The 25,633-nt window shown below is 70.0% G+C and carries 24 protein-coding genes; 21 read left to right on the top strand and 3 right to left on the bottom strand.

Annotation, left to right across the window (positions count from 1 at the left end; genetic code table 11):
• Window positions 1-41 precede the first annotated feature (41 nt).
• Complete coding sequence (locus WFG93_RS10165; RefSeq protein WP_336646228.1) at window positions 42-1,244, bottom strand: muramidase family protein; 1,203 nt, start codon at window positions 1,242-1,244, stop codon at window positions 42-44.
• A 174-nt stretch (window positions 1,245-1,418) separates the two neighbouring features.
• Between WFG93_RS10165 and WFG93_RS10160 the strand changes: the two genes are divergently transcribed.
• Window positions 1,419-1,763, top strand: coding sequence for an Rv2175c family DNA-binding protein (locus WFG93_RS10160; protein ID WP_336646227.1), 345 nt, complete (start codon window positions 1,419-1,421; stop codon window positions 1,761-1,763).
• Between the two features lie 8 nt (window positions 1,764-1,771).
• On the opposite strand, the gene WFG93_RS10155 is transcribed toward WFG93_RS10160, so the two are convergent.
• On the bottom strand, window positions 1,772-2,848 hold the full coding sequence (locus tag WFG93_RS10155) for a polyprenyl synthetase family protein (protein ID WP_336646226.1): 1,077 nt from the start codon (window positions 2,846-2,848) through the stop codon (window positions 1,772-1,774).
• A 96-nt stretch (window positions 2,849-2,944) separates the two neighbouring features.
• Between WFG93_RS10155 and WFG93_RS10150 the strand changes: the two genes are divergently transcribed.
• The 19 genes from WFG93_RS10150 to WFG93_RS10060 all read left to right on the top strand — a co-directional run bounded on the left by WFG93_RS10150 (window position 2,945) and on the right by WFG93_RS10060 (window position 21,437).
• The gene (locus WFG93_RS10150; protein ID WP_336646225.1) at window positions 2,945-3,331 is read left to right on the top strand and encodes a DUF3040 domain-containing protein; all 387 of its coding nucleotides are present in this window, start codon (window positions 2,945-2,947) and stop codon (window positions 3,329-3,331) included.
• A gap of 330 nt (window positions 3,332-3,661) precedes the next feature.
• Window positions 3,662-4,093 (top strand): division/cell wall cluster transcriptional repressor MraZ, encoded by a 432-nt coding sequence (gene mraZ, locus WFG93_RS10145; protein ID WP_336646224.1) that lies wholly within the window; start codon window positions 3,662-3,664, stop codon window positions 4,091-4,093.
• A 97-nt stretch (window positions 4,094-4,190) separates the two neighbouring features.
• Window positions 4,191-5,129 (top strand): 16S rRNA (cytosine(1402)-N(4))-methyltransferase RsmH, encoded by a 939-nt coding sequence (rsmH, locus tag WFG93_RS10140; protein ID WP_336646223.1) that lies wholly within the window; start codon window positions 4,191-4,193, stop codon window positions 5,127-5,129.
• The gene (locus WFG93_RS10135; protein ID WP_336646222.1) at window positions 5,126-5,722 is read left to right on the top strand and encodes a hypothetical protein; all 597 of its coding nucleotides are present in this window, start codon (window positions 5,126-5,128) and stop codon (window positions 5,720-5,722) included. The genes rsmH and WFG93_RS10135 overlap by 4 nt, the downstream gene beginning before the upstream one ends.
• A gap of 20 nt (window positions 5,723-5,742) precedes the next feature.
• Window positions 5,743-7,542, top strand: a complete 1,800-nt coding sequence (locus WFG93_RS10130) for a peptidoglycan D,D-transpeptidase FtsI family protein (RefSeq protein ID WP_336646221.1) — start codon at window positions 5,743-5,745, stop codon at window positions 7,540-7,542.
• Window positions 7,543-7,572: 30 nt separating this feature from the next.
• Window positions 7,573-8,985, top strand: coding sequence for a UDP-N-acetylmuramoyl-tripeptide--D-alanyl-D-alanine ligase (locus WFG93_RS10125; protein ID WP_336646220.1), 1,413 nt, complete (start codon window positions 7,573-7,575; stop codon window positions 8,983-8,985).
• Window positions 8,982-10,082, top strand: a complete 1,101-nt coding sequence (mraY, locus tag WFG93_RS10120) for a phospho-N-acetylmuramoyl-pentapeptide-transferase (protein WP_336646219.1) — start codon at window positions 8,982-8,984, stop codon at window positions 10,080-10,082. Before WFG93_RS10125 ends, mraY begins: the two co-directional genes overlap by 4 nt.
• Entirely contained in the window at window positions 10,079-11,578 is a 1,500-nt protein-coding gene (murD, locus tag WFG93_RS10115) for a UDP-N-acetylmuramoyl-L-alanine--D-glutamate ligase (RefSeq protein ID WP_336646218.1), read from the top strand. The genes mraY and murD overlap by 4 nt, the downstream gene beginning before the upstream one ends.
• Before the next feature lie 16 nt (window positions 11,579-11,594).
• Window positions 11,595-12,806, top strand: a complete 1,212-nt coding sequence (locus WFG93_RS10110; RefSeq protein ID WP_336646217.1) for a peptidoglycan glycosyltransferase FtsW — start codon at window positions 11,595-11,597, stop codon at window positions 12,804-12,806.
• Window positions 12,803-13,876, top strand: coding sequence for a UDP-N-acetylglucosamine--N-acetylmuramyl-(pentapeptide) pyrophosphoryl-undecaprenol N-acetylglucosamine transferase (locus WFG93_RS10105; protein WP_336646216.1), 1,074 nt, complete (start codon window positions 12,803-12,805; stop codon window positions 13,874-13,876). Before WFG93_RS10110 ends, WFG93_RS10105 begins: the two co-directional genes overlap by 4 nt.
• 12 nt (window positions 13,877-13,888) lie before the next feature.
• On the top strand, window positions 13,889-15,289 hold the full coding sequence (gene murC / locus WFG93_RS10100) for a UDP-N-acetylmuramate--L-alanine ligase (protein WP_336646215.1): 1,401 nt from the start codon (window positions 13,889-13,891) through the stop codon (window positions 15,287-15,289).
• 1 nt (window position 15,290) lies between these two features.
• Window positions 15,291-16,331 carry an FtsQ-type POTRA domain-containing protein gene (locus tag WFG93_RS10095; RefSeq protein WP_336646214.1) on the top strand — a complete coding sequence of 347 codons (1,041 nt, stop codon included), beginning with the start codon at window positions 15,291-15,293 and terminating at the stop codon, window positions 16,329-16,331.
• Window positions 16,332-16,516: 185 nt separating this feature from the next.
• Window positions 16,517-17,662: a cell division protein FtsZ gene (gene ftsZ / locus WFG93_RS10090; protein WP_336646213.1), complete on the top strand. Its 1,146-nt coding sequence runs from the start codon at window positions 16,517-16,519 to the stop codon at window positions 17,660-17,662.
• Window positions 17,659-18,384: a YggS family pyridoxal phosphate-dependent enzyme gene (locus WFG93_RS10085; protein ID WP_336646212.1), complete on the top strand. Its 726-nt coding sequence runs from the start codon at window positions 17,659-17,661 to the stop codon at window positions 18,382-18,384. Before ftsZ ends, WFG93_RS10085 begins: the two co-directional genes overlap by 4 nt.
• 42 nt (window positions 18,385-18,426) lie before the next feature.
• Complete coding sequence (locus WFG93_RS10080; RefSeq protein WP_336646211.1) at window positions 18,427-18,900, top strand: cell division protein SepF; 474 nt, start codon at window positions 18,427-18,429, stop codon at window positions 18,898-18,900.
• Between the two features lie 3 nt (window positions 18,901-18,903).
• Window positions 18,904-19,203 (top strand): YggT family protein, encoded by a 300-nt coding sequence (locus WFG93_RS10075; protein WP_336646210.1) that lies wholly within the window; start codon window positions 18,904-18,906, stop codon window positions 19,201-19,203.
• A 143-nt stretch (window positions 19,204-19,346) separates the two neighbouring features.
• Window positions 19,347-19,901, top strand: a complete 555-nt coding sequence (locus WFG93_RS10070) for a DivIVA domain-containing protein (RefSeq protein WP_336646209.1) — start codon at window positions 19,347-19,349, stop codon at window positions 19,899-19,901.
• Window positions 19,902-19,908: 7 nt separating this feature from the next.
• Window positions 19,909-20,502, top strand: coding sequence for a signal peptidase II (gene lspA / locus WFG93_RS10065; protein WP_336646208.1), 594 nt, complete (start codon window positions 19,909-19,911; stop codon window positions 20,500-20,502).
• A gap of 2 nt (window positions 20,503-20,504) precedes the next feature.
• The gene (locus WFG93_RS10060) at window positions 20,505-21,437 is read left to right on the top strand and encodes an RluA family pseudouridine synthase (protein WP_336646207.1); all 933 of its coding nucleotides are present in this window, start codon (window positions 20,505-20,507) and stop codon (window positions 21,435-21,437) included.
• Between the two features lie 123 nt (window positions 21,438-21,560).
• On the opposite strand, the gene WFG93_RS10055 is transcribed toward WFG93_RS10060, so the two are convergent.
• Window positions 21,561-22,043, bottom strand: coding sequence for an NUDIX hydrolase (locus WFG93_RS10055; protein ID WP_336646206.1), 483 nt, complete (start codon window positions 22,041-22,043; stop codon window positions 21,561-21,563).
• A 63-nt stretch (window positions 22,044-22,106) separates the two neighbouring features.
• On the opposite strand from WFG93_RS10055, the gene dnaE reads away from it, so the two are divergent.
• Window positions 22,107-25,622 carry a DNA polymerase III subunit alpha gene (gene dnaE / locus WFG93_RS10050; protein WP_336646205.1) on the top strand — a complete coding sequence of 1,172 codons (3,516 nt, stop codon included), beginning with the start codon at window positions 22,107-22,109 and terminating at the stop codon, window positions 25,620-25,622.
• The last annotated feature ends 11 nt before the right edge of the window (window positions 25,623-25,633 follow it).

The raw sequence follows: 25,633 nt of genomic DNA, 5'->3' as shown, positions 1-25,633 counted from the left end.
GCGCACCATGAGCGGGTTTCGATCCGGTGACGATGGGCGTGTCATCGCAGCGTGGCGAGCCAGCGGTTCGCCTGCTGCTCCCACTGTCCGTAGCGCTCCGGGAAGGCGGAGATCTGCACGGCCTGTGCGGCAGTGGTGAACGCCATGCTCTGCCATCCGCGGATGTCCAGCAGGCCGCGGGTGGCGCGCCCGTTCGGGTTGTTCGGCCCTCCGTAGAACACGCGGGTGCTGCGGTCGGGGTCGATGATCTGCGCCCGCGTGCCCCAGCCCTGGCTGGGACGCTGCTGGAACAGTCCCAGCGAGTCGCGGTCGCCGTAGTCGAGGTTGCGCAGGGACGATTCGACCATCGCCGTCGCGAGCGCGATCGCGATGCCCCGCTCGGGCACGCCCAGCTCGCGGCCGATGCGGATGATCCGCACGGCGTGCGCCTTCTGCGTCGCATCGAGGGTCGCCCAGCGCTGACTCGGATCGGCGGAAGCGAGTCGCAGCGACTGCCCCGGGTAGATGATGCTGCCGGTGGTGAGGCCGTTGGCCTGCAGCAGCGCGGCGACGGTCAGGCCGTAGCGCCCGGCGATGCCGTACAGCGTGTCGCCGGCGACCACGGTGTGCGCGGCGGGCCGTGCGGTGGCGGAGGGCGTGGCGGGGGTGGCAGGCCGGGGCGCGGTCGCGGCAGGGGCGGACGCCGTGCCGGCCGGCGCGGCGATCTGCAGGACCTGCCCCGGACGGATCAGCGCGGATGCGCCGAGGCGGTTGAGTGACATGATCGTCGAGACCGTGGTGCGGTACCGCTTCGCGATCGCGTAGACGGTGTCCCCGCGCACGACGGTGTGGCTGGTGGCGGCGGCCGGGCGCGGTGCGCTGCTGTGCGCAGCGGGAGCGGCCGGCGCTGCGCCGGCCGGCCCGAGGCGCAGCTGCTGACCGGGGTAGATCACCGACCGCCAGTTCAGCCCGTTCCAGGCGAGCAGATCGGCGGTGGACAGGCGCTGGGCGGCGGCGATCGACCAGACGCTGTCGCCGGGGCGGACCGTGTGCATCCGTGGGCCCTTCGCGGCGAGCGGCACGAGGACGGGCGTGCTCGTGGCGGGCGCCGGCGGCACGGCGTGCGGGCGCGGGTGGGTCGGCGTGCGCGTCGCGACCGGGGCGGCCTCGGCGGGTGCTGCGGTGAGGACGGCGGCCAGAGTGCCGACCACCGCGGCGGGTGCGCTGATGCGCACCGCAGCGGTGCGATGGATGCCGATGCTCATAGTCGTCCTTTTCGCCGCAGCCGGATGGGGGGAGGCACGACACGCTGCGCGCCCATAGAGAACGCTGGCACGCGTGTGCACTGAAGTCAACCAATGGGGCGGGAGTGACGGGATGCCACGGTGCGTCGATCAGGATGCGCCGGTCGGCTCGGCGCCGGATGAGATAGTGGAGGGGTGTCCGAGAACGCTGCTGCTTCCTCCGCCTGGTTGACGATCCCCGAGCTGGCTGAGGCGCTCGACGAGACCCCCGGCCGTGTGCGCCGCCTGCTCGACGAGCACTACCTGATCGGCTCGCGCCGCTCGGGTGTGTTCGCCGTGCCCGCGGTGTTCATCGACGATGCCCGGCCGCTGCCGTCGCTGCGCGGCACCATCATGGCGCTGCAGGACGCCGCCTTCTCGGATGACGAGATCATCGACTGGCTGCTCAGCGAGGAGGAGACGCTCGGCCGCACGCCGATCGCGGCGCTGCTCGCCGGCCACAAGAGCGAGGTGCGCCGGGTCGCCCGCACGCTGGCCTGACCGCTCGCTCAGGCCGAACGCGTGATGGCGGCCTCGGCGAGTGCGCGCAGCGCACCCTCGGCGCCTGCCGGCAGGCCGGCGTCCGCGAGCGCCGCGGCGGCGGCATCGGTGTACTGCGCGATCATGTGCTCGATGCGCGCCGGCGCCGACGTGCCGAGGATGAGGCGCTGTGCGGCGGTGGCATCCGTGTCGCTGAGCTGCGGATCGCCCATCGCGCCGTCGAGAGCGGCGCGGTCGGCGTCGGACAGTTCCGCGCGCGCGAGCGCGATCAGCGCCGTGCGCTTGCCTTCGCGGATGTCGTCGCCCGCGGGCTTGCCGGTGACCGCGGGATCGCCGAAGACGCCGAGCATGTCGTCGCGCAGCTGGAACGCCATCCCCACCGGATGACCGAATGCGCGCAGCGCCGCCAGCAGACCGGCATCCGCTCCGGCGAGGGTGGCGCCCAGGAGGATCGGCTGCTGCACGCTGTAGCGCGCCGATTTCAGCGCGGCGACCCGCAGCGCGCGCTCGAGCAGCGATTCGGGCGGCTGCACCACCCAGGCGGACTCCTCGGTGATGTCGAGCATCTGCCCGATCGTCACATCGCGTCGCATCCGGGCGTACTCGGCTCGAGTCGAGTCGGCGTGCGGGTGTCCGACGAGGGACTGCTCGAGCAGGTCGTCGCTCCACGCGACGAGCAGATCGCCGAGCAGCACCGCGGAGGAGCGTCCGAACGCCGCCGAGTCGCCGTGCCAGCCCGCGTCGCGGTGCGCGGACTCCAGAGCGCGGTGCGACGCGGGTCGGCCGCGGCGGGTATCGGAGTTGTCGATCAGGTCGTCGTGCACGAGCGCGGCGGATTGGAAGACCTCCAGCGCCGCACCCAGGCCCCACAGGGCCTCGTCGACAGAACGTGCGTCGCCGGCCGCGGCGAGCCAGCCGGCGTGGGCGAAGCGCGCTCGCAGCCGCTTGCCGCCGATCAGCGTCGCGGCCGCCGCGTCGAGGAACAGCGTCGCATCGGGGCCGTACTCCTCGGCCGAACAGCGGATCTCGTTCAGGAAGCGGTCCAGTCGCTGCGCGACGGCGTCGGTCACAGGGGAGGAGGGCACGATTCTCAGCCTAGATGCAGGGAATCCGCGATTGCGCGGCTAGCCGACCGCCCCGGACGCGGGTAGACTGAACAGACCGAACCGAGGGGGTTGGACATGCCTCTTTCCGAACAAGAGCAGCGCATGCTCGACGAGATGGAACGCCATCTTCTCCAGCACGACGCGGACGTCGTCACGGCGCCGTCAGGGGATCGTGCGCTCAGCTACCGCAACCTCGTCTACGGCGCTCTGCTGCTGCTCGCCGGCATCGGCGGCCTCGTCGCCGCTGTCGCCGCCGGCGACTCCCTCGGTGTGATCGGCAGCATCATCGTCGGCGTCATCGCCTTCCTCGCGATGCTGGGCGGCGCCATCCTCGCGTTCACCCCGGTGCGGCGCACCCCCGGCCCCAGCGCCCCCCACAAGGCGCGTGGCCCCAGGTCGCCGGACTCCTCCTTCATGGACCGCATGAACCACCGGTGGGACCGTCGCCAGGAAGAGCGCTGACAGCGCCTCGACCCGCACTGACCCCGCGCCTGCAGGCAGGCGAGAACTGATCCGCTGAGAAGCCCGGATGCCGAGCATCCGGGCTTTCTTCATGCTCGGAAGTCGGCGCGGCACCCGGCCGCCGGCGCTGGGCAGCGCCGAACCGCCGCCGATCCTCCACTTCTCCTCCACCGTCCTCCACCGGATGTTCTCCCCGCAATCACGCGGTTCCTCGTCCGTCAGCGCGGAGAGTGCAGCGATACGAACGCTCATGACCGTAGGAATGTGGAGGGAAGTGGAGTAAAGTGGTGCGCACCTCGGTTTGGCCGGACGCAGAGGGGGTGATGACCGGTGCTCTTGGGTACGCACACGCCGAAGCTGGACGACAAGGGCAGGGTGATCCTCCCCGCGAAGTTCCGCGAGGATCTCGCCGGCGGCATCGTCGTCACCCGTGGTCAGGAGCGCTGCCTCTACGTGTTCAGCACCGCCGAGTTCGAGGCCATGCACGAGCGGATCCGTCAGGCGCCGCTGAGCAACAAGCAGGCCCGTGATTTTCTGCGCATGTTCCTCTCCGGGGCGAGCGCGGAGATGCCCGACAGCCAGAACCGCATCACCCTTCCGGCCCACCTGCGCCAGTACGCGGGCCTGGAGAAGGAGCTGGTCGTCACCGGCGTCGGCGCCCACGCGGAGATCTGGGATGCCACGGCCTGGAACAGCTACCTGGAGAGCAACGAAGAGTCCTACGCAGATCTGGAACAGGAGGTGATTCCCGGCTTGTTCTGACCACGGCTGTGATGCCTCGCCGCTCCGCCCCGACACACTTCCCCGGTGCCGGGTCGAGCGGAGAGGAATCAGAGCCGGAGGTCACGGGAGGAAGACCATGAGCATTCGCGACATCCACACCCCGGTGCTCCTCGAGCGCTGCGTCGAGCTGCTCGCCCCGGCGCTCGCGCGCGACGGCGCGGTGCTCGTCGACGCCACCCTCGGCATGGGCGGGCACTCCGAGGCGTTCCTCGAGCGCTTCGCGCACATCCGCCTGATCGGGCTCGACCGCGACACCGACGCGCTGCGCATCGCCGGGGAGCGCCTCGCCCGATTCGGCGACCGCGTCACGCTCGTGCACACCGTGTACGACGAGATCGGGCTGCACGCGCAGGGCGCCTCGGCCATCCTGTTCGATCTCGGCGTCTCCTCACTTCAGCTGGACGAGGCCGAGCGCGGATTCGCGTACTCCAAGGACGCACCGCTGGACATGCGGATGGACCAGACCCGCGGCCGCACCGCGGCGAGCATCCTCGCGGAGTACAGCGAGGGGCAGCTGCGGCGCATCTTCGAGCGCTTCGGCGAGGAGAAGCTGGCCGGCCGGTACGCCCGCTTCATCGTCGAGGCGCGCGCCCAGCATCCGCTCACCCGCTCCGGCGAGCTCGTCGACCTGCTCGTGGCCGCCACCCCCGCTGCCGCGCAGCGCGCCGGCCACCCGGCCAAGCGCGTGTTCCAGGCGCTGCGCATCGAGGTGAACTCCGAGCTCAGCGTGCTCGCCGACGCCATCCCGGCGGCGATGGACGCGCTCGAGGTCGGCGGACGCATCGCCGTCATGGCGTACCAGTCGCTCGAGGATCGCCTCGTCAAGCAGGCGTTCGCGGCGGCATCCTCCTCGACGGCTCCGGCGGGCCTGCCCGTGGAGCTTCCCGAGCACGCACCGCGGTTCCGCGTGCTCACCAAGGGCGCCGAGCTGGCCGGGGACGACGAGAAGGCGCGCAACCCGCGCGCGATACCCGTGCGGCTGCGCGCCGCGCAGAAGCTGAGGGAGTCGGCATGAGCCTCCAGACCGCACGCATCCAGCCGCGGCCCGAGCCGCAGCCGTCGCCGAGCGCACCGCGCCGGCTCGCGCCGGTGACCGCGCCCGCCCCGCGCCGCCGCCCCAAGCTCGCCTACGCCGCTCTCGCCCTGGGCGGCGCCCTGGCGATCGGCGCGGCCCAGATGGCGGTGTCGCTGGCGACAACTCAGGATGCCTTCGTGCTCGCGCAGCTGAGCAGTCAGCAGCACGAGCTCGACCTGCAGAAGCAGGCCGTGCACGAGAACATCGTCGGCATCAGCTCGCCGCAGGCCCTGGCGGCCAAGGCGGATGCCCTGGGACTCGTGGTCGCCGGATCGGCCTCGTACCTGCGCCTCAGCGACGGAAAGGTGCTCGGTGCCGGGGACGGGGCCAGCTGGGACTCGACCGTGAACCCGAACAGCGGCACGAAGGTCGCCAACGCTCTTCTCGTCCCGCCGCCGGCACCGCCCGCGGATGAGGCCGACACGCCCAGCGATGCGGGCATGACGGATGGCGTCGTCCCGGCGACGCCCGAGGTCGCGCCCGATCTGCCGCCGACCGTCTCCGACGGACTGCCCTCGCCCACCACCCGATAGCCGACCGGACGGAGACGCGCATGACCACCCGAGCCACCCGTGCCCAGCGCCGGCGCACCGTCGCGGCGCTCGCCGTGATCCTCGCCGTGCTGTGCGCCTTCGTCCTCCGCCTCATCGACATCCAGGTCGTGCACGCCGACGACCACGTCGCGGAGGGCGTGAACGCCGGCAACCTGGGAACCACCCAGGTGCTCGCGGGCGCGCGCGGCGACATCACCGACGCGCGCGGGACCGTGCTGGCGTCGAGCGTCATGGTGTACGACTCGCAACTCGACCCCAAGCTGATCCAGGACTTCGAGGACGAGCCCGATCCGAAGAAGAAGCCGAAGATGGACTGGGCGGAGGCGAGCACGCGCATCGCCCGCATCGTCGGCGTCACCGGCGACGAGGTGCGCGAGTCGGTCGCCACCGCGCTCGCCGCCAACCGGGAGTCGCGCTACGCCAAGCTCGTCAACGGTCTCTCCACCGAGCAGTACCTCGCGCTGCGCGACCTCAAGGTCGACGAGGGCCTTGCCTACATCGCCACCGTGCCGCGAGCGGTGCGCGTCTACCCGAACGGCGCCGTGGCCGGCAGCGCCCTGGGATTCCTCGACGGATCCGGCAAGGCGCGCTATGGCGTGGAGCGCATCGAGGACAAGTGCCTGTCGCCGCAGAACGGCGAGATCACCTACCTCCGCGGCCTCGGCGGGGTCAAGATCCCCGGCAGCGAGCAGATCACCCCCGCTGTGGACGGCGGCACGGTGCAGCTCACCCTCGACAGCGACTTGAACTGGTACCTGCAGCAGATGATCTCGGAGGAGGCGCAGCACCAGGGCGCGAAGAGCGGGACGGTGACCGTGGTCGAGGTGAAGACCGGGAAGATCCGTGCGATGGCGGAGTGGCCCGCACTCGACCCGAACAACGTCGACGGCGTGCCCGTCGATCTGTGGAAGTCGCAGATCTTCACTCACACCTACGAGCCGGGATCCACCTTCAAGCCGATCACCGCCGCGACCCTGCTCGAGGAGAAGGCCGCGACGCCCGACACCGTGGTCTCGGCGGAGACCCGGGAGCGCTTCCCCAACGGCGCGAACGTCGGCGATGCGTTCTCGCACCCCCGCTACGACTACACCCTCGCCGGCGCGCTCATCGACTCCTCCAACGTCGCGCTGTCGAAGTTCGGCACGATGGTCTCGCCAGAGACCCGCTACGAGTACCTGAAGAAGTTCGGGGTGGGCGAGAAGACCGATGTCGGTTGGCCCGGGGAGGAGCCCGGCGGAGTCGCGCAGCCGCAGGACTGGGACAACCAGACGCTGTACACGACCACCTTCGGGCAGGCGTTCACTGTGACGCCCGCGCAGGTGGTGCGCGCCTACCAGACCCTCGCGAATGACGGCGAGCGGATCGGCCTGAGCCTGGTCGAGTCCTGCACCGACAGCGACGGCACAGTGCACAAGACGCGCACCGAGCGCGAGCGCGTCGTGTCGGCCGAGACCGCATCGCAGGTGCGCCGCATGCTCGAGAACGTCGCCGTGCAGGGCGGGCTGGCCGACGCGATCGCCGTTCCCGGCTACCGGATCGGCACCAAGACGGGCACGGCCCAGACGCCCGACGGTCACGGCGGGTACAAGGCCGGGGTGTACGAGACGAGCATCATCGGGGTGGCTCCGATCGAGGATCCGCAGTACGTCGTGATGGTCACCCTCGACGAGCCGACTAGAATCACATCATCCGCGGCCACCGCGTCGGCGCTGCAGAAGGCGCTCACCCAGGTGCTCAAGACCTACCGCGTCGCTCCCTCTTCGCAGCCCATGGACGAGCTGCTTCCCAAATTCGACTAGCCGGCATTCCGCCGCGCAAGGAGATGCCACATGATCGCCCTTCCGCTCGGCGAGATCGCCGAGATCCTCCGCGGCGAGCTGCGCCTGCACGCCCCGGACACGGCCGACACCGTCGTCGACGGGGTCGTCGACACCGACTCCCGGGAGATGGTCCCGGGCGCGATCTTCGTCGCGAAGCCCGGTGAGACCACCGACGGGCACCGGTTCGTGCCCGCCGCCGCCGCCGCGGGCGCCGTGCTCGCGATCGTGGAGCACCAGGTCGAGGCGCCGATCACCCAGATCGTCGTCGCGGACGCCGTCGCCGCGCTGGCCGACCTCGCGCGCGAGGTGGTCGCCCGCGTGCGGGCCGACGGCCGGCTGCGGATCGTGGGCATCACCGGCTCGAACGGCAAGACGACGACCAAGAACTTCCTCGCGCGCATCCTCTCCGACGAGGGGGAGACGGTCGCACCTGTGCGCTCGTACAACAACGAGGTCGGCGCCCCGCTGACGATGCTGCGGGTGACGCCGGACACGCGCTACCTGGTCAGCGAGTTCGGCGCCGCCGGTCGCGGCAGCATCGCCCGCCTCGCCGGCCTGGTCGAGCCGGACGTCTCGGTCGTGCTGATGGTCGGGCTCGCGCACGCCGGGGGATTCGGCGGCATCGAGCAGACCGCGCTGGCGAAATCCGAGCTGGTCTCCGCAGCGCGCGCCGACGGGACCGCCGTGCTGAACGTCGACGACCCGCGGGTCTGGGCGATGCGCCGCATCGCCGAGGAGCGGGGCATGTCGGTGGTCGGGTTCGGCCGGCATCCGGATGCCGACGTCCGCGCCGAGGACGTCGAGGTGTCCGCCTCGGGCACCGCCGCCGTCATCCACGCCGCCGGCGAGCGGATCACGATGCGCCTGCAGGTGCTCGGCGCACACCACGTGCACAACGCCCTCGCCGCCATCGCCGCCGCCGGCGTGCTCGGCGTGGCGACGGCCGATGCCGTGCGCCGCCTCGAGACCGTGGAGATCGCTGAACGCTGGCGCATGCAGCCGATGGGCGGGGAGCGGGTGCGCATCATCAACGACGCCTATAACGCCAGCCCCGACTCGATGGCGGCCGCGCTGCGCACCCTCGCGCAGATCACCGGGCCGGCCGAGCGCACCGTCGCCGTCCTCGGTGCCATGAGCGAGCTCGGCGAGACCGCCGGCGAGGAGCACGACCGCATCGGCCTGCTCGCCGTGCGACTGAACATCCAGCGCATCGTCGTCGTCGGCGCCGAGGCGCGCCGGCTCTACCTCGCCGCGGTCGGCGAGGGCTCCTGGGACGGTGAGGCGGTGCACCTGCCCGATCAGGACGCCGCGTTCGAGTACCTGCAGGGCGAGCTGCGCGACGGCGACCGCGTGCTGGTCAAGTCGTCCAACGCGGCGGGGCTGCGGCACCTCGGCGATCGTCTGGGAGAATCGTTCTCGTGAGGTCCTTGCTAATGGCGACGGCGATTTCGCTCGCCTTCTCGCTCTTCCTGACCCCCGTCTTCCTGAAGGTGTTCCGCCGGATCGGCTGGGGGCAGGTGATCCGCACCCCCGAGGACATCGCCAACCCGAGTCACGAGGCCAAGCGCGGCACGCCCACCATGGGCGGGGTGATCTTCATCCTGGGGACCGTCGTGGGCTACTTCGCCGGCAGCCTCTTCGGCGGCACCACCCCCGCCCTGTCCGCGATCCTCGTGCTGTGGCTGATGATCGGCTTCGGCGCGGTCGGCTTCGTCGACGACTACATGAAGGTGCGCAGTCAGCGCAGCCTCGGTCTCTCGGGCTGGCGCAAGATCGTCGGTCAGCTGATCGTCATGGTGCCGTTCGGAATCGTGGCGCTGAACTTCCCGAACCGGCTCGGGCAGTACCCGGCAAGCGGCTTCGTCTCGCTCTTCCGCGACATCTCCTGGCTCAACCTCTTCGCCTTCGGGGCGGTGCTGGGATGGGCGCTCTATCTGATCTGGATCTCGATCATCGGCGTCGCCACCTCGAACAGCGTCAATCTCACCGACGGTCTGGACGGTCTCGCCGCCGGTGCCGGTGTCGTGGTCGTCGGGGCCTACAGCCTCATCGCCTTCTGGCAGTTCAAGCAGTCCTGCGTCGCCTCCGCGATCGTGGAGGCCGGCTGCTACGAGGTGCGCGAGCCGCTGAACCTCGCCACCGTGTCCGCCGCGTTCGCCGGCGGCCTGGTCGGCTTCCTGTGGTGGAACGCTCCCAAGGCGAAGGTGTTCATGGGCGACGTCGGTTCCATGGCGATCGGCGGAGTCGTGACGGCCATGGCCATCCTCACCCGCACCGAGCTGCTGCTGCTCGTGATCGCGGGAATCTTCGTGCTCTCGTCGGGATCGGTGATCCTGCAGCGGCTGTACTTCAAGGCCACTCGCGGAAAGCGACTGTTCCTGATGAGCCCGTTCCACCACCATCTGGAGATGCGCGGCTGGGCCGAGGTGACCATCGTCGTGCGGCTGTGGATCATCGCGGGCCTGATGGCGGTGTCGGCGGTCGGACTGTTCTACGTCGACTGGCTGGTGCAGGCGTGAGCAGCCGACTGGACACCCTCACCAGCTGGCGCGCCGACTGGTCGGGGCTGCGCGTCGCGGTGCTCGGACTGTCGGTCACCGGCTTCTCGGTCGCCGACACGCTCACTGAGCTCGGCGCCGAGGTGCTCGTGCTGTCCGAGAGCGCCGCCGAGGAGTACGCGCGACTGCTCCCCGTCATCGGCGCACGCCTGGAGATCGGCGCGCTCGAGGAGGTGCCGCAGGCGCTCGTCGCCTTCGCGCCCGAGGTGGTCATCGCCTCGCCCGGCTTCCCGCCCGCGCATCCGGTGATCCGCTGGACGCAGGATGCCGGGATTGCGCTGTGGGGTGACGTCGAACTGGCCTGGCGCGTGCGCGACAAGGTGGTGCGCGCGGACGGACGGCCTGCCGACTGGGTGCTCATCACCGGCACCAACGGCAAGACCACCACCACACAGCTGACGGCGACGCTGCTGCAGGCCGGCGGACTGCGCGCGGCTCCGTGCGGCAACATCGGCGTGCCGGTGCTGGACGCGGTGCGCGACCCGGGTGGATTCGACGTGCTGGTCGTCGAGCTGTCCAGTCATCAGCTGTGGTACATCGGCGGCGCCGACGCACCCGGACGTCTGTCGCCGCACGCCGCGGTCTGCCTCAACCTCGCCGACGACCACCTGGTCTGGCACGGCGGCGCGGACGCCTATCGCGCCGCGAAGGCCGTCGTGTACCGCAACGCCCGCGTGGCCTGCGTGTACAACAAGGCTGACCTGGCCACCCGTCGCATGGTCGAGGAGGCGGATGTCGTCGAGGGCGCGCGCGCCATCGGCTTCGACCTCGGCACCCCGGGCCCCAGCGACCTCGGCGTCGTCGACGGCATCCTCGTCGACCGCGCCTTCCTCGACGACCGCCGGCACAGCGCTCTGGAGCTGACCACGGTCGCCGAGCTGGACGCAGTCGGGCTCGCGGCGCCGCACATCGTGCAGAACATCCTCGCCGCCGCCGCGCTCGCCCGTTCGATGGACGTGCCACCGGCCGCCATCCACGACGCACTCGCCACCTTCGCGCTCGACGCGCATCGCATCCAGCTGATCGCCGAGCACCGCGGCATCCGCTGGGTGGACGACTCGAAGGCGACCAACCCGCACGCGGCGGCATCGTCGCTGCGCGCCCACCCCGGCGCGGTCTGGGTGGTCGGCGGCGATCTGAAGGGCGTCGACCTCGGCGATCTCGTGCACGGCGCGGGGCGCACCGCACGCGCGGCGATCGTCATCGGCGTCGACCGGGCGCCAGTGCTCTCGGCATTCGAACGACACGCACCCGAGGTGCCGGTCTTCGAGGTCGTCCCCGGCGAGACTGGGGAGGTAATGGACCGCGTCGTGGAACTGGCGACGGGGATCATCGACGGCGAGGGAACGGTGCTGCTGGCCCCCGCCGCGGCATCCTTCGACCAGTTCTCCGGCTACGCGGAACGGGGCCGGCGCTTCGCACAGGCGGTGCGTGCGTGGATCGAACAGGTCGGATAGGCGAAGGAGGAGTCGGATGACGCAAACGGCTCACCCTCCGCGCCGCGACGACCGCGGTCTCACGGCGCGCGTCTCGCTCGGGCGGCGCTTCACACCGCCGAGCACGGACTTCGTGCTCATCGCGTCCACCGCGGTCATGCTCACCGTCTTCGGCTGGGTGATGGTGCTCTCGGCGACGAGCGCGCGGCCCGACCCGTGGGAAGGGGCGCTGAAGCAGGGGCTGTTCGCTCTCGTCGGCATCCCGCTCATGCTGCTCATCAGCCGCCTTCCGGTCGCGTTCCTGGGCCGGATCGCCTGGCCCGCCCTGATCGGCGCGACCTGCCTGCAGCTGCTGATCTTCGTGCCGGCGCTGCGGGTGACCTCCTACGGCAACACGAACTGGGTCAACATCGCCGGCTTCCAGCTGCAGCCCTCGGAGTTCATCAAGCTCGCCCTCACACTCTGGATCGCGTACGTGCTGCTGCGCAAGCGCGCCCGCCTGACCGTCTGGCATCACGTGTTCATCCCGGTGGTGCCGGTGTCGGCGCTCGTGATCGGCACGGTCATCGGCGGTGACGACCTGGGCACGGCCATGGTGATGGTGCTCATCGTGCTCGGATGCCTGTTCTTCTCCGGAGTCAAGCTGCGCCTGTTCATCCTGCCGCTGATCGGCGGGGTGGTCGCGGTGCTCTTCTACGCCCTCTCCAGCGACAACCGCCTCAAGCGCATCCTCTCCGCCCTCAACCCCGACGAGTGCGACAAGACCGGCCTGTGCTATCAGGCCGTGCACGGCATCTGGGGGATGGCCAACGGCGGAGTGTTCGGCGTCGGGCTGGGCAACTCCCAGGAGAAGTACGGATGGCTGCCGGCCGCCGAGAACGACTACATCTTCGCGATCGTCGGCGAGGAGCTCGGCCTGATCGGCTGCCTGCTGGTGCTGGCGCTGTTCGCGGTCTTCGCCTTCGGGGTGTTCCGCATCGTGCGCCGCAGCCCCGACCTCTTCGTGCGCGTCGCAGCCGGCGGCATCGGAGTGTGGATCCTCGGTCAGGCGCTCTTCAACATCGGTGTCGTGCTGCGGATCCTCCCGGTGATGGGAGTGCCGCTGCCGTTCATGTCACAGGGTGGGACGGCGCTGATCTCGGTGCTCGCCGCCTGCGGCGTGCTGCTCGCATTCGCGCGCACGCTGCCTCCCGTCGAGCGGAGCGAGTCGAAGGGCGCCGTGCTGAGCGAGCGGAGCGAGTCGAAGTGACGACCTACCTTCTCGCCGGCGGGGGCACCGCCGGCCACGTGAACCCCCTGCTCGCGGTCGCCGACCGCCTGCGCGAGCGAGACGGCGCCACGGTGCTCGTGCTGGGCACTCGCGAGGGGCTCGAGTCGCGCCTGGTGCCCGAGCGCGGCTACGAGCTGCTCGTCGTCGACAAGGTGCCCTTCCCGCGTCGCCCCAACGGCGCCGCGGTCGCCTTCCCCGCCCGCTTCTCCCGCGCTGTCGCCCAGACCCGCGCGCACATCCGCCGGCACGGTGTCGACGTCGTGGCCGGCTTCGGCGGGTACGCGGCGGCGCCGGCATACGTCGCCGCCCGGCGTGAGCGCATCCCGTTCGTGGTGCACGAGGCGAACGCGCGCCCGGGGCTGGCCAACGTCCTCGGCGCGCGACGCGCCGCCGCGGTGGGCGTAGCCTTCGAGGGCACCCCGCTCGCCCGCGGCGAGGTGGTCGGCATGCCGCTGCGCGACGAGGTCGTGCACCTGGACCGCGCCGCGCTGCGCGACGAGGCCGCCGCGTACTTCGGTCTCGACCCCGCGCGCCCCGTGCTGCTCGTGTTCGGCGGCTCGCTGGGAGCCCTGCGGCTGAACGAGGCCTTCCGCGACGCGTGGGCGGACGTGCTGGCCGCCGGCTGGCAGCTGCTGCACGCCACCGGAGAGCGCAGCGAGCAGGTCGACCCGCAGGTGCCCGGCTACGCGATGCGACGCTACATCGACCGGATGGACCTCGCGTTCGCGCTGGCCGACCTCATCGTCTCGCGGTCGGGCTCGGCCACCGTGAGCGAGGTCAGCGCCCTCGGCATCCCCGCCCTGTACGTGCCCTACGCGGTCGGCAACGGCGAACAGCGCCTGAACGCCGCCTCCGCGGTCGCCGCAGGCGCTGCGCAGCTGCTCGACGACGCGAGCTTCGATGCGACGGCCGTGCGCGAGCAGGTCATCCCGCTGCTCGGGGATCGCGCGCGCCTGGACACCATGGCCGCTGCCGCGCAGCGGATCGGCCGGCGCACCGGCACCGACGACTTCATCGCGCTCATCGATCGCGCACTGGGCGAAAACTAGACTGGGAGCGACATGATCAGACCCGACCTCTCCCTCCCCATCCCAGAGACGATCACCTCGGCGCACTTCATCGGCATCGGCGGTTCCGGCATGAGCGGACTCGCCCGGATGTTCCTCGACGCCGGCATCCGCGTCTCCGGCTCCGACCGCGCCGACAGCGACAACCTGCGCGCGCTGGCCGCGGCGGGAGCCACGGTGCACGTCGGACACGACGCGGCGCACCTCGGCGATGCCGACACAGTGGTGCACACCGGAGCGATCTGGCCGGAGAACCCCGAATTCGTCACCGCGAAGCAGCGGGGTCTGCACGTCATCCACCGCTCGCAGGCGCTGTTCTGGCTGATCGGCGGCCGCCGGCTGGTGTCCGTCGCGGGCGCGCACGGCAAGACGAGTTCGACGGGGATGCTGGTGACCGCGCTGCGGGCGCTGGGCGCCGACCCCAGCTTCGTCAACGGCGGTGTGATCGAGCAGCTGGGGATCTCCAGCGGCACCGGCTCGGACGAGCTGTTCGTCATCGAGGCCGACGAGTCCGACGGGACGTTCCTGCTGTACGACACCGCGGTCGCGCTGATCACCAATGTCGATCCCGACCACCTCGACTTCTTCGGTTCGGAGGACGCGTTCTACGACGCATTCGTGCGTTTCGCCGACCGCGCCCGCGAAGCCGTCGTGATCTCCAGCGACGATCCCGGCGCACAGCGCGTGCGTGCGGGTCTCAGCCATCGTCGTGTGGTGACGTTCGGGCGTGCGGTGGATGCCGATCTGCGCATCGACGACATCGTCAGCGGGTCCACGGTCTCGGCCACCCTGGTGCACGGGGAGCAGTCCACGCGGCTGGAGCTGGCCGTGCCCGGGGCGCACAATGCCATCAACGCCGGCGGCATCGTCGCGGTGCTGCTCACCCTCGGCTACCCGCTCGCCGACGCCGCGCGCGCCGTCGAGGGCTTCGCAGGCACCGTGCGCAGGCTCGAGCTGCACGGCATCGCGCACGGGGTGCACGTGTACGACGACTACTCGCATCACCCCACGGAGGTGCGTGCGGCGCTCGAGGCGATGCGCGGCATCGCGGACGGCGGGCGGGTGATCGCGATCCAGCAGCCGCACACGTACTCGCGCACGCAGCACATGTACCGCGAATTCGCGGAGGTGCTCGAGCAGTACGCCGATCACACCGTCATGCTCGATGTCTACGGCGCGCGCGAGGACCCGGTTCCCGGCGTCACCGGTGAGCTCGTCAGCGGCGCCTTCGCGGATGCCGCGCGCGTGCACTACGTGCCGGACTGGCAGCAGGCGGCGGACTACACGGCGTCGATCGCGCGCGAGGGCGACTACGTCGTGACCCTCGGGTGCGGGAACGTGTACCAGCTCATCCCGCAGGTGCTGGACGCGCTGCGCCGCGCCGACGAGGTCTGACGTGCGCCGCCCGGCACCGCTTCCGGCCTCTCCGGAGGAGCCCGCCGCGGAGAGCGTCGAGCACGCGCACGGCCGCGGGGGCCGCTCCGGCCGGTGGGGTGAGCTCTTCCGGCGCGCGTCCGCTTCCGCGCACCACGACGAGCTCCCCGCACCGGAGCGCGGCGATGCGACCGTGAACAGGACGGCGGAGTCCGGGCGGGACGGCGGCCTCGGCTCCCTGCACGAGTCCGCACCCGACTCGGCACCCCACTCCTCACCCGGCGGCGAGCAGGGCACCGCCCCGTACGCGGTCCGCAGCACTGAGGTCTGGCGCGCGGCCCGAGCGCGGCGCAAGGCCCTGCGCGCGGAGATCCGCCGCTTCACCCAGCGGTCGCGTCGACGCCGGATCACGCTGTGGGGCTCGGTGGGCGGCGTGGCCGCCGTCGTGCTGGCGAGTGTCATCGCGGCATACAGCCCGCTGTTCGCGGTGGAGAAGGTGACGGTGATCGGCGCGACGAGTGTCGATCCCGCGATCGTGCAGCAGGCGCTGGCCGACCAGGTGGGCGCACCCCTCGCGCTGGTGGATGCCAGCGCGGTCAAGTCGGCGCTGACCGCGTTCCCCATCATCGAGTCCTACGCGCTGGAGGCGCGGCCCCCGCACGAGCTGCGCGTGCGGATCGTGGAGCGCACGCCGGTGGGCGCGGTCCGCTCCGACGCGGGGTACTCCGTGGTGGATGCCGCCGGTGTCGTGCTCTCGACCACGCCGGAGAAGCCGGAGGGGCGCCCCGAGCTGGACATCAGCGGAGGGATCGATTCGACGGCGTTCCACAGCGCGGGTCTGGTGATGCGCTCGCTGCCGGCGGATCTGCGCGCCCGTGTCACGCAGGTGCACGCCACCTCCGGTGAGGACGTCACCCTCCGCCTCGACGACGGCACGTCGATCGTGTGGGGGAGCGAGAAGGAGTCGGTGCGCAAGGCCGCCGTGCTCGTGCGGCTCATCGCCGCCGCCCCGGATGCGCAGACCTTCGACGTCTCGTCGCCGACTGTCCCGGTTGTCGGCTGACCCCGCGCGGAGGGTCTCTCCTCGACGCGTGGAAGTCGATCGCGACGACACGCCGTGTCGGTGCGCGCACACGGGGGGCTTGCGCATACCGTCGAACTCGAGAACGCAATACCGGGAAATAGTTTAACCCTCTTCTAGAGGTTTAAGGTTTCTCCCTCGTCAGGCTCGAATAACGGAGGCCGGCCATGAGCCACAACCAGAACTACCTCGCCGTGATCAAGGTCGTCGGCGTCGGCGGTGGCGGCGTCAACGCCGTGAACCGCATGATCGAGCTCGGACTCCGCGGAGTCGAGTTCATCGCTGTCAACACGGACGCCCAGGCGCTGCTGATGAGCGACGCCGACGTCAAGCTCGACGTCGGACGCGAGCTCACCCGCGGGCTCGGCGCCGGCGCGGACCCCGAAGTCGGCCGTCGCGCTGCCGAGGACCACGCGGAGGAGATCGAACAGGCCCTCACCGGCGCCGACATGGTCTTCGTCACCGCGGGCGAGGGCGGCGGCACCGGCACCGGTGGTGCGCCGGTCGTGGCGCGCATCGCCAAGTCGATCGGCGCGCTTACCATCGGTGTGGTCACCAAGCCGTTCTCGTTCGAGGGCCGCCGGCGCCAGAGCCAGGCCGAGGCGGGTGTGGCGAAGCTGAAGGAAGAGGTCGACACCCTCATCGTGGTGCCAAACGACCGTCTGCTCGAGATCAGCGACCGCGGCATCTCGATGATCGAGGCCTTCGCCACCGCCGACCAGGTGCTCCTGGCCGGTGTGCAGGGCATCACCGACCTCATCACCACGCCCGGTCTGATCAACCTCGACTTCGCCGACGTGAAGTCGGTGATGCAGGGGGCCGGCTCCGCGCTCATGGGCATCGGCTCGGCGCGCGGCGCCGACCGCGCCATCAAGGCCGCCGAACTGGCCGTGGAGTCGCCGCTGCTGGAGGCCTCGATCGAGGGCGCCCACGGCGTGCTGCTGTCGATCCAGGGTGGATCGAACCTCGGCATCTTCGAGATCCACGACGCCGCGGATCTCGTCAAGGAGGCCGCGCACCCCGAGGCGAACATCATCTTCGGAACCGTCATCGACGACACGCTCGGCGACGAGGTGCGCGTCACGGTCATCGCGGCCGGCTTCGACGGCGGCGAGCCTGCCCCGCGCCTGGAGCCGATGGTGGTCGAGCGTCCCGCCGCCAACCCGCTGCCGGAGGTGCGTCTGGACGAGCGCACCGAGAGCGCGCAGCGCCCGGAGCCGGCGAAGCCGGTGGTCGCGCCCGCGCCGGTGGCATCCAGCATCGAGCCGGCGTTCTCGGACGACGACATCGACATCCCCGAGTTCCTGAAGTGACGCTCCGCGCGCGGCTGTCGGCGATCGACGAGCGCATCGCCGACGCCGCGCGCCGGGCAGGCCGGGATCCGGGGGAGATCACCCGGATCGTGGTGACAAAATTCCACCCCGCCTCCCTGGTGCGCGAACTGCACGAACTCGGGGTGCGCGACGTCGGCGAGAACCGCCAGCAGGAGATGTCGGCCAAGCGCGCGGCCCTTCGACAGGCTCAGGGGCCAGAACATGCCCAGGAACCGGAACAGGGTCAGCCTCTGCGCTGGCACTTCATCGGGCAGGCGCAGACGAACAAGGCCGCCGCGATCCGCCGCGATGCGGACGTGGTGCATTCCGTCGACCGCGTGAAGCTCGCCGACGCGCTGCACCGCGCCGCCGAGACCGACCAGGGTCGCGATCCGCTGGACGTGCTCGTGCAGGTCAACCTCTCCGAGGATGCCGGGCGAGGCGGCAGCACCGTGGCCGACGCGCAGGCCCTCGCCGAGCACGTGCTGAGCCTGCCGACGCTGCGCCTGCGCGGTGTGATGGCGGTGGCGCCCCTCGACGAGCAGCCCGCCGCCGCCTTCGCCCGACTCGCTGGCGTGGCCGAGCGCATCCGCGCCCTCGACCCCGCGGCGACATGGATTTCCGCCGGAATGACCGGCGACTTCGAGGAGGCGATCGACGCGGGTGCGACACACCTGCGGATCGGTTCCGCAATCACAGGACCGCGCCCCGACCGGGGTTAGCCTTTCACCAGACCAGCCCGAACGTTCGAACCGGAGGACACGATGGGTAACCCGCTGAAGAAGACCATGGTGTATCTCGGCCTCGCCGACGAGGAAGAGGTCTACGAGGAGGAGACCGCGCAGGCACCCGCGCGCGTCACCCGCGAGAAGACCGAGACCAGCGAGCACGAGGAGCCGGCTCCCGCGCCGGTCACGCCGCTGCGCCGGCCCACCGCCGTGCGCCAGCCGGCCGCAGGCGCGGTCAACGAGATCCTCACGGTGCACCCCAAGCAGTACCGTGACGCGCAGATCATCGCGGAGAACTTCCGCGAGGGCGTGCCGGTGATCATCAACCTGTCGCAGATGAGCGACGCCGACGCGCGCCGCCTGATCGACTTCGCCAGCGGGCTCTCGCTGGGCCTGTACGGTCGCATCGAACGGGTCACCAGCAAGGTCTTCCTGCTGTCGCCCGAGAACATCGCCGTGTCGGGTCAGGGTGGTATCGCGCAGGCGGAATCCGCCTCGTTCGACTCCTGATCCGTGGGAGCCATCCTCAGCATCGTCGGCGGCATCGTCGAGCTGGTGCTGACGCTGTACGTTCTCGTGCTCATCGTGCGCCTCGTGCTCGACTACATCCCGCTGTTCAACAGATCGTGGCGCCCGAAGGGCGCCGGTCTGGTCGCGGCCGAATTGGTGTACACGGTCACCGATCCGCCGATCCGGTTCTTCCGCAGGCTGGTCCCGCCGCTGCGGATCGGCACCATCGCGCTGGACTTCGGCTTCACGCTCACCATGCTGAGCGTGCTGATCCTCATGGGGATCGTCCGCGCCCTGACCTGACCGTCGCCGTTCGCGCGCATCGCGCCGTTCAGGCTGGGGGACTATGCTTGGCTCCCAGACGCGCGCCCCGGGTACGCGTCTAATGAATCACACCGCCGGCTCTCAGCGTCTGGCAACCGAACTCATCGAAAGAGGAGCCACCCATGGCACTTACCCCGGATGACGTCGTCCACAAGGAGTTCCAGCACGTCCGCTTCAAGGACGGCTTCGACCCCGAGGAGGTCGACGACTACCTCGACGAGATCGTCGTTGAGTGGCGCAAGACGATCGAGGAGAACAACGAGCTCAAGGCGAAGCTCGCGGCGTTCGAGTCCGGGGAGAGCACCCCCGCAGCCGCCACCCCCACTCCGGCTCCGGCCGCCGAGAGCTCGCCGACCGGCACCTCCGCCGGCATCATCGAGCTCGCCCAGCGTCTGCACGACGAGCACGTCGCCGAGGGTGAGGCCAAGCGCAAGCAGCTCATCGAGGAGGCCGAGTCCGAGGTGGAGCGCATCCGCACGGAGGCCGAGGCCAAGCAGCGCGAGGAGTCCGCGCGACTCGAGCGCGAGCGCAACACCCTCGAGGGTCGGATCACCGAGCTGCGCGAGTTCGAGCGCGACTACCGCGGCAAGCTGCGCGCGATGATCGAGAGCCAGCTGCGCGAGCTCGACCAGAAGTCCTCGACGGATTCGACGCCCGTCTCCGCCATCGGCCTGTAGGTCACTCTTGGCAGGACGTCGTCCCCTTCGTCGGTCGGCGGCCGGCGCGATCGTCGCGATTCTCGCGGCGATCGTGCTGGCCGCCGATCAGTATGTGAAGCACCTCACGATCGAGAACCTCCCCAAGCATGAAGCAGTGCCGGTCCTGGGAGATTTCCTGCAGCTGTACTACGTGCGCAACTCCGGTGCCGCGTTCTCGATCGGCTCGAACATGACCTGGATCTTCACGATCGCCCTGGCCGTGGTGGCCGGCGTGATCGTCTGGAAGACGCTCGCGGTGCACTCTCGCCTCTGGGCGATCGTGCTGGGCGCGCTGCTGGGCGGCGTGCTGGGAAATCTCACCGACCGTCTGCTGCGTGAGCCCGGCTTCGGTGTGGGGCACGTCGTCGACATGATCTCGATGCCGTGGATGCTGCCGGCGATCTTCAACGTGGCCGACATCTTCATCGTCACCGGCATGATCTCCGTCGCGCTGCTGGTGGTGCTCGGGCTGCGACTGGACGGCACCCGCGAGCACGACCGTGCCGAGGCCGTGTCGTCCGTCGATCCGTCCGACGACGCCCCGGGCCGAGCGGATGCCGCCGCATCCGCGGGTTCCTGACCGTGCAGTCGCGCAGTCTTCCCGTCCCGGACGGGCTCGACGGCCAACGCGTGGACGCGGCGCTGGCGAAGATGCTCGGCTTCTCGCGCACCTTCGCGGCCGAGGTGGCCGAGTCGGGCGGCGTCACGCTGGACGGCTCCCCGCTGGGCAAGTCGGACCGGCTGCGCGCGGGCGGATGGCTCGACGTGAGCTGGACGGCCCGAGAGGATCCGCAGATCGTGCCGATCGCCGTGCCGGAGCTCGGCATCGTGCACGACGACGACGACATCGTCGTCGTGGACAAGCCGACCGGCGTCGCCGCGCATCCCTCCCTCGGCTGGGAGGGCCCGACCGTCGTCGGCGCCCTCGCCGCGGCGGGCTTCCGGATCGCGACGAGCGGCGCCCCCGAGCGTCAGGGCGTCGTGCATCGACTGGATGTGGGCACCAGCGGGCTGATGGTGGTCGCCAAGACCGAGCACGCGTACACCGTGCTCAAGCGCGCGTTCAAGGAGCGCACGGTCGAGAAGATCTACCATGCCGTCGTCCAGGGGCATCCCGATCCCCTGAGCGGCACGATCGACGCGCCGATCGGTCGGCATCCGAACCACAGCTGGAAGTTCGCCGTCGTGCCGGACGGCAAGCCGTCGGTGACGCACTACGAGACGCTGGAGGCGTTCCCCGGCGCGTCACTCCTCGAGATCCATCTGGAGACCGGGCGCACGCACCAGATCCGGGTGCACATGGCCGCTCACCGTCATCCCTGCGTCGGCGACCCGCTGTACGGGGCCGACCCGGTGCTGTCCGAGCGGCTGGGACTCAGTCGGCAGTGGCTGCACGCGCACCAGCTCGCGTTCGCGCATCCGGCCACGGGAGAGTGGGTGCAGTTCTCCTCGCCCTATCCCGCTGACTTCGAGCACGCGCTCGAGGTGCTCGATCCCGGGCGTCTCGCGGACTGATCGCTTCGCTGGATCGGCGCTTCGCCCTGTGTGAGACTTCGCAGATGGGCATCGAGGTGAGACCGGCGTGATCGCCTACCTGGCCGACACGCCCGCGGGCTGGAGTACTGATGCGCCGGGACCTCAGCGCCTGACGCGCCCGCCGCGGAAGTGCGCCGGGTCGTCCTCGGCCATCGCGAGGGCGATCTTTCGCACGTGCGCGTCGTCGACATCGCCCATCGCAGCGAGGTCGTAGAACCCGACCTCGGTGAGCTCGCCGTCGGCCGGATGCGGCTCGCCCGACACCCAGGTGCAGCGGAAGACGATGTCGAGATAGTCGACCTGATCGCCGTTGGGATACGTCAGACGCGGCAGCTGCTGCACGACGGCGACGCGGTCGACGGACACGACCACGCCGGCCTCCTCGAGGCACTCGCGTGCTGCGGCATCCGCCGGCTCCTCTCCGGGCTCGACGATCCCGGCGATGCTCTGCCACGCGCCGTTGTCCGCGCGCTTGCCGAGCAGCACCTTCTCGTCGCGGAACACCACCGCGGTGGTGCCGACGAGCGCGAGCGGTGCCGTGCCGACGTGCTCGCGCAGGGCGAGCACGAACTCAGGAGTAGCCATCGGATCAGAGTATCCGGTGAGGCGCCCGGGTCAGCTGTCCGAGGTCGAAAGTAGACTCGAGGCATGGCCTCCGATTCCTTCGTGCACCTGCATGTCCACAGCGAGTACTCCATGCTGGACGGTGCGGCGAAGATCAACTCGATGACGCAGGCGGCGGCCGATTACGGGATGCCGGCCATCGCCGTCACGGATCACGGCAACACCTTCGCGGCATTCGAGTTCTACAACGCCGCGCACGCGGCCGGGGTCAAGCCGATCATCGGCCTCGAGGCGTACGTGACCCCTGGAACCCACCGCAGCGACAAGTCGCGGGTCGCCTGGGGGACGGCGGATCAGAAGAGTGATGACGTCTCGGGCTCCGGTGCGTACACGCACACCACGCTGTGGAGCGAGACCACCGCCGGGATGCACAACCTCTTCCGGCTCAGCTCGCTCTCCAGCATCGAGGGCTACTACTTCAAGCCGCGCATGGACCGCGAGCTGCTGCAGACCTACGGCAAGGGCCTGATCGCCACGACCGGATGCCCCTCGGGTGAGATCCAGACCCGCCTGCGACTGGGGCAGTACGACGCGGCGCGGGCTGCGGCTGCCGAGTTCCAGGACATCTTCGGCAAGGAGAACTACTTCGCCGAGATCATGGACCACGGCCTCTCCATCGAACGCCGTGTGATCAGCGACCTGCTGCGGCTGTCGAAGGATCTGAACATCCCGCTGGTCGCGACGAACGACTCGCACTACACCCACCAGCACGAGGCCGATGCGCACGAGGCGCTGCTGTGCGTGCAGTCCGGTTCGACGATGGACGACCCGAACCGCTTCAGATTCGACGGCGACGGCTACTACATCAAGACGGCGCAGGAGATGCGCCAGCTGTTCCGCGACCACCCCGAGGCGTGCGACAACACGCTGCTGATCGCCGAGCGGTGCCAGGTGGAGTTCGACACCAAGGCGAACTACATGCCCCGGTTCCCGGTGCCCGAAGGCGAGACCGAGGACAGCTGGCTGGTGAAGGAGGTCGAGAAGGGGCTGCACTACCGCTACCCGAACGGCATCCCGGACCGCGTGCGCAAGCAGGCGGAGTACGAGACCGGCATCATCCTGCAGATGGGCTTCCCCGGCTACTTCCTCGTCGTCGCCGACTTCATCAACTGGGCCAAGGACAACGGCATCCGCGTGGGGCCCGGGCGCGGATCCGGCGCGGGCTCGATGGTCGCCTACGCGATGAAGATCACCGACCTCGACCCGCTCGAGCACGGCCTGATCTTCGAGCGCTTCCTCAACCCCGACCGCGTCTCGATGCCCGACTTCGACGTGGACTTCGACGACCGCCGCCGTGGCGAGGTGATCGAGTACGTCACCGAGAAGTACGGCTCGGAGCGCGTGGCGCAGATCGTCACCTACGGCACCATCAAGTCGAAGCAGGCGCTCAAGGACGCCGGTCGCGTGCTGGGCTACCCGTTCAGCATGGGCGATCGGCTCACCAAGGCGATGCCTCCGGCTGTGATGGGCAAGGACATGCCGCTCAGCGGCATGTACGACAGCGCGCATCCGCGGTTCAAGGAGGCGACGGAGTTCCGCGCTCTCATCGACACCGACCCCGATGCGAAGCGGGTGTTCGATCGTGCCCTCGGTCTGGAGGGGCTGAAGCGGCAGTGGGGCGTGCACGCCGCCGGCGTGATCATGTCATCGCACCCGCTGCTCGACATCATCCCGATCATGAAGCGCGAGCAGGACGGCCAGATCGTCACGCAGTTCGACTATCCGTCCTGCGAGTCGCTCGGTCTGATCAAGATGGACTTCCTCGGGCTGCGCAACCTCACCATCATCTCCGACACGCTCGACAACATCCGCCTGAACCGGGGGGAGGAGCTCGACCTCGAGCACCTCGCGCTCGAGGACCGCGGCGTGTACGACCTGCTCGCCCGCGGCGACACCCTCGGCGTCTTCCAGCTCGACAGCCCTCCGCTGCGCTCGCTGATGCGCCTGATGAAGCCCGACAACTTCGGCGACATCTCCGCGCTCATCGCGCTGTACCGGCCGGGGCCGATGGGCGCCAACTCGCACACCAACTACGCGCTGCGCAAGAACAGGCTGCAGGAGATCACGCCGATCCACCCCGAGCTCGAGGAGCCGCTCGCCGACATCCTGCAGGAGTCGTACGGTCTGATCATCTACCAGGAGCAGGTGATGGCCATCGCGCAGAAGGTGGCCGGCTTCAGCCTCGGTCAGGCCGACATCCTGCGCCGCGCGATGGGCAAGAAGAAGAAGTCCGAGCTCGACAAGCAGTACGAGGGCTTCTCGGGCGGAATGAAGGAGCGCGGCTTCGGCGAAGGCGCGGTCAAAGCGCTGTGGGACATCCTGCTGCCGTTCTCGGACTACGCGTTCAACAAAGCGCATTCCGCCGCCTACGGCCTCGTCTCCTACTGGACCGCGTACCTGAAGGCGCACTACCCGGCGGAGTACATGGCCGCTCTGCTGACCAGCGTCGGCGACTCCAAGGACAAGATGGCGCTGTACCTCAACGAGTGCCGGCGCATGGGCATCCGGGTCCTGCCGCCCGACGTCTCGGAGTCCATCAACTTCTTCGCCGCCGTCGGCGAGGACATCCGCTTCGGGCTCGGCGCCGTGCGCAACGTCGGCGGGAACGTCGTGGACGGCATCATCGAGGCTCGCAAGGACGAGAAGTTCACCTCGTTCCACGACTTCCTCGGCAAGGTCCCGCTGCATGTGGCGAACAAGCGCACCGTGGAATCGCTGATCAAAGCCGGGGCGTTCGACTCGATGGGTGACACACGCCGCGCACTCATGGAGATCCATGAGGATGCCGTCGAGGCCGCCGTCGACCGCAAGCGGAACGAGGCGCAGGGCGCGATCGGCTTCGACTTCGACAGCCTGTACGACGAGCCGGAGCACATCCCCGCCAAGGTCCCCGACCGGCCGGAGTGGATCAAGAAGGACAAGCTCGCGTTCGAACGCGAGATGCTCGGCCTGTACGTCTCCGATCACCCGCTGGCCGGGCTCGAGGTGCCGCTCGCGAAGCACGCATCGATCTCGATCAGCGATCTGCTCACCTCGGAGGAGCTCCAGGACGGCGATCAGGTCACCGTGGCGGGTCTGGTGACCAGCGTGCAGCATCGCGTGGCGAAGGCGAGCGGCAACCCCTACGGCATGATCACCGTCGAGGACTTCAACGGCGAGGTGACGATCATGTTCATGGGCAAGACCTACACCGAGTTCCAGCACACGCTGCAGCAGGACGCCATTCTCGCGGTGCGCGGTCGTGTGTCGCGGCGCGACGACGGACTGAATCTGCACGCCCAATCGGCCTTCGCGCCCGACATCGGCTCGTTCGACGCGGCGGGACCGCTGTCGCTGCTGGTCGCCGAGCAGCGCGCCACCGAGCGGATCATGCTCGACCTCGCGGATGTGCTGCGCCGCCACACCGGCGACACCGAGGTGCTGCTGCGCGTGCACCGGGGTGGGTCGGCGAAGGTGTTCGAGGTGCCGATGCCCGTCAAGGTCTCCGCTGACCTGTTCGGCGACTTGAAGTCCCTGCTCGGCCCCACCTGCCTCGGCTGATCGGCACGCGG

It is taken from the genome of Microbacterium sp. USHLN186 (genome assembly GCF_037145155.1).
In the GTDB taxonomy this organism is placed as follows: domain Bacteria; phylum Actinomycetota; class Actinomycetes; order Actinomycetales; family Microbacteriaceae; genus Microbacterium.
This window is presented reverse-complemented; position numbering and strand designations above follow the sequence as displayed.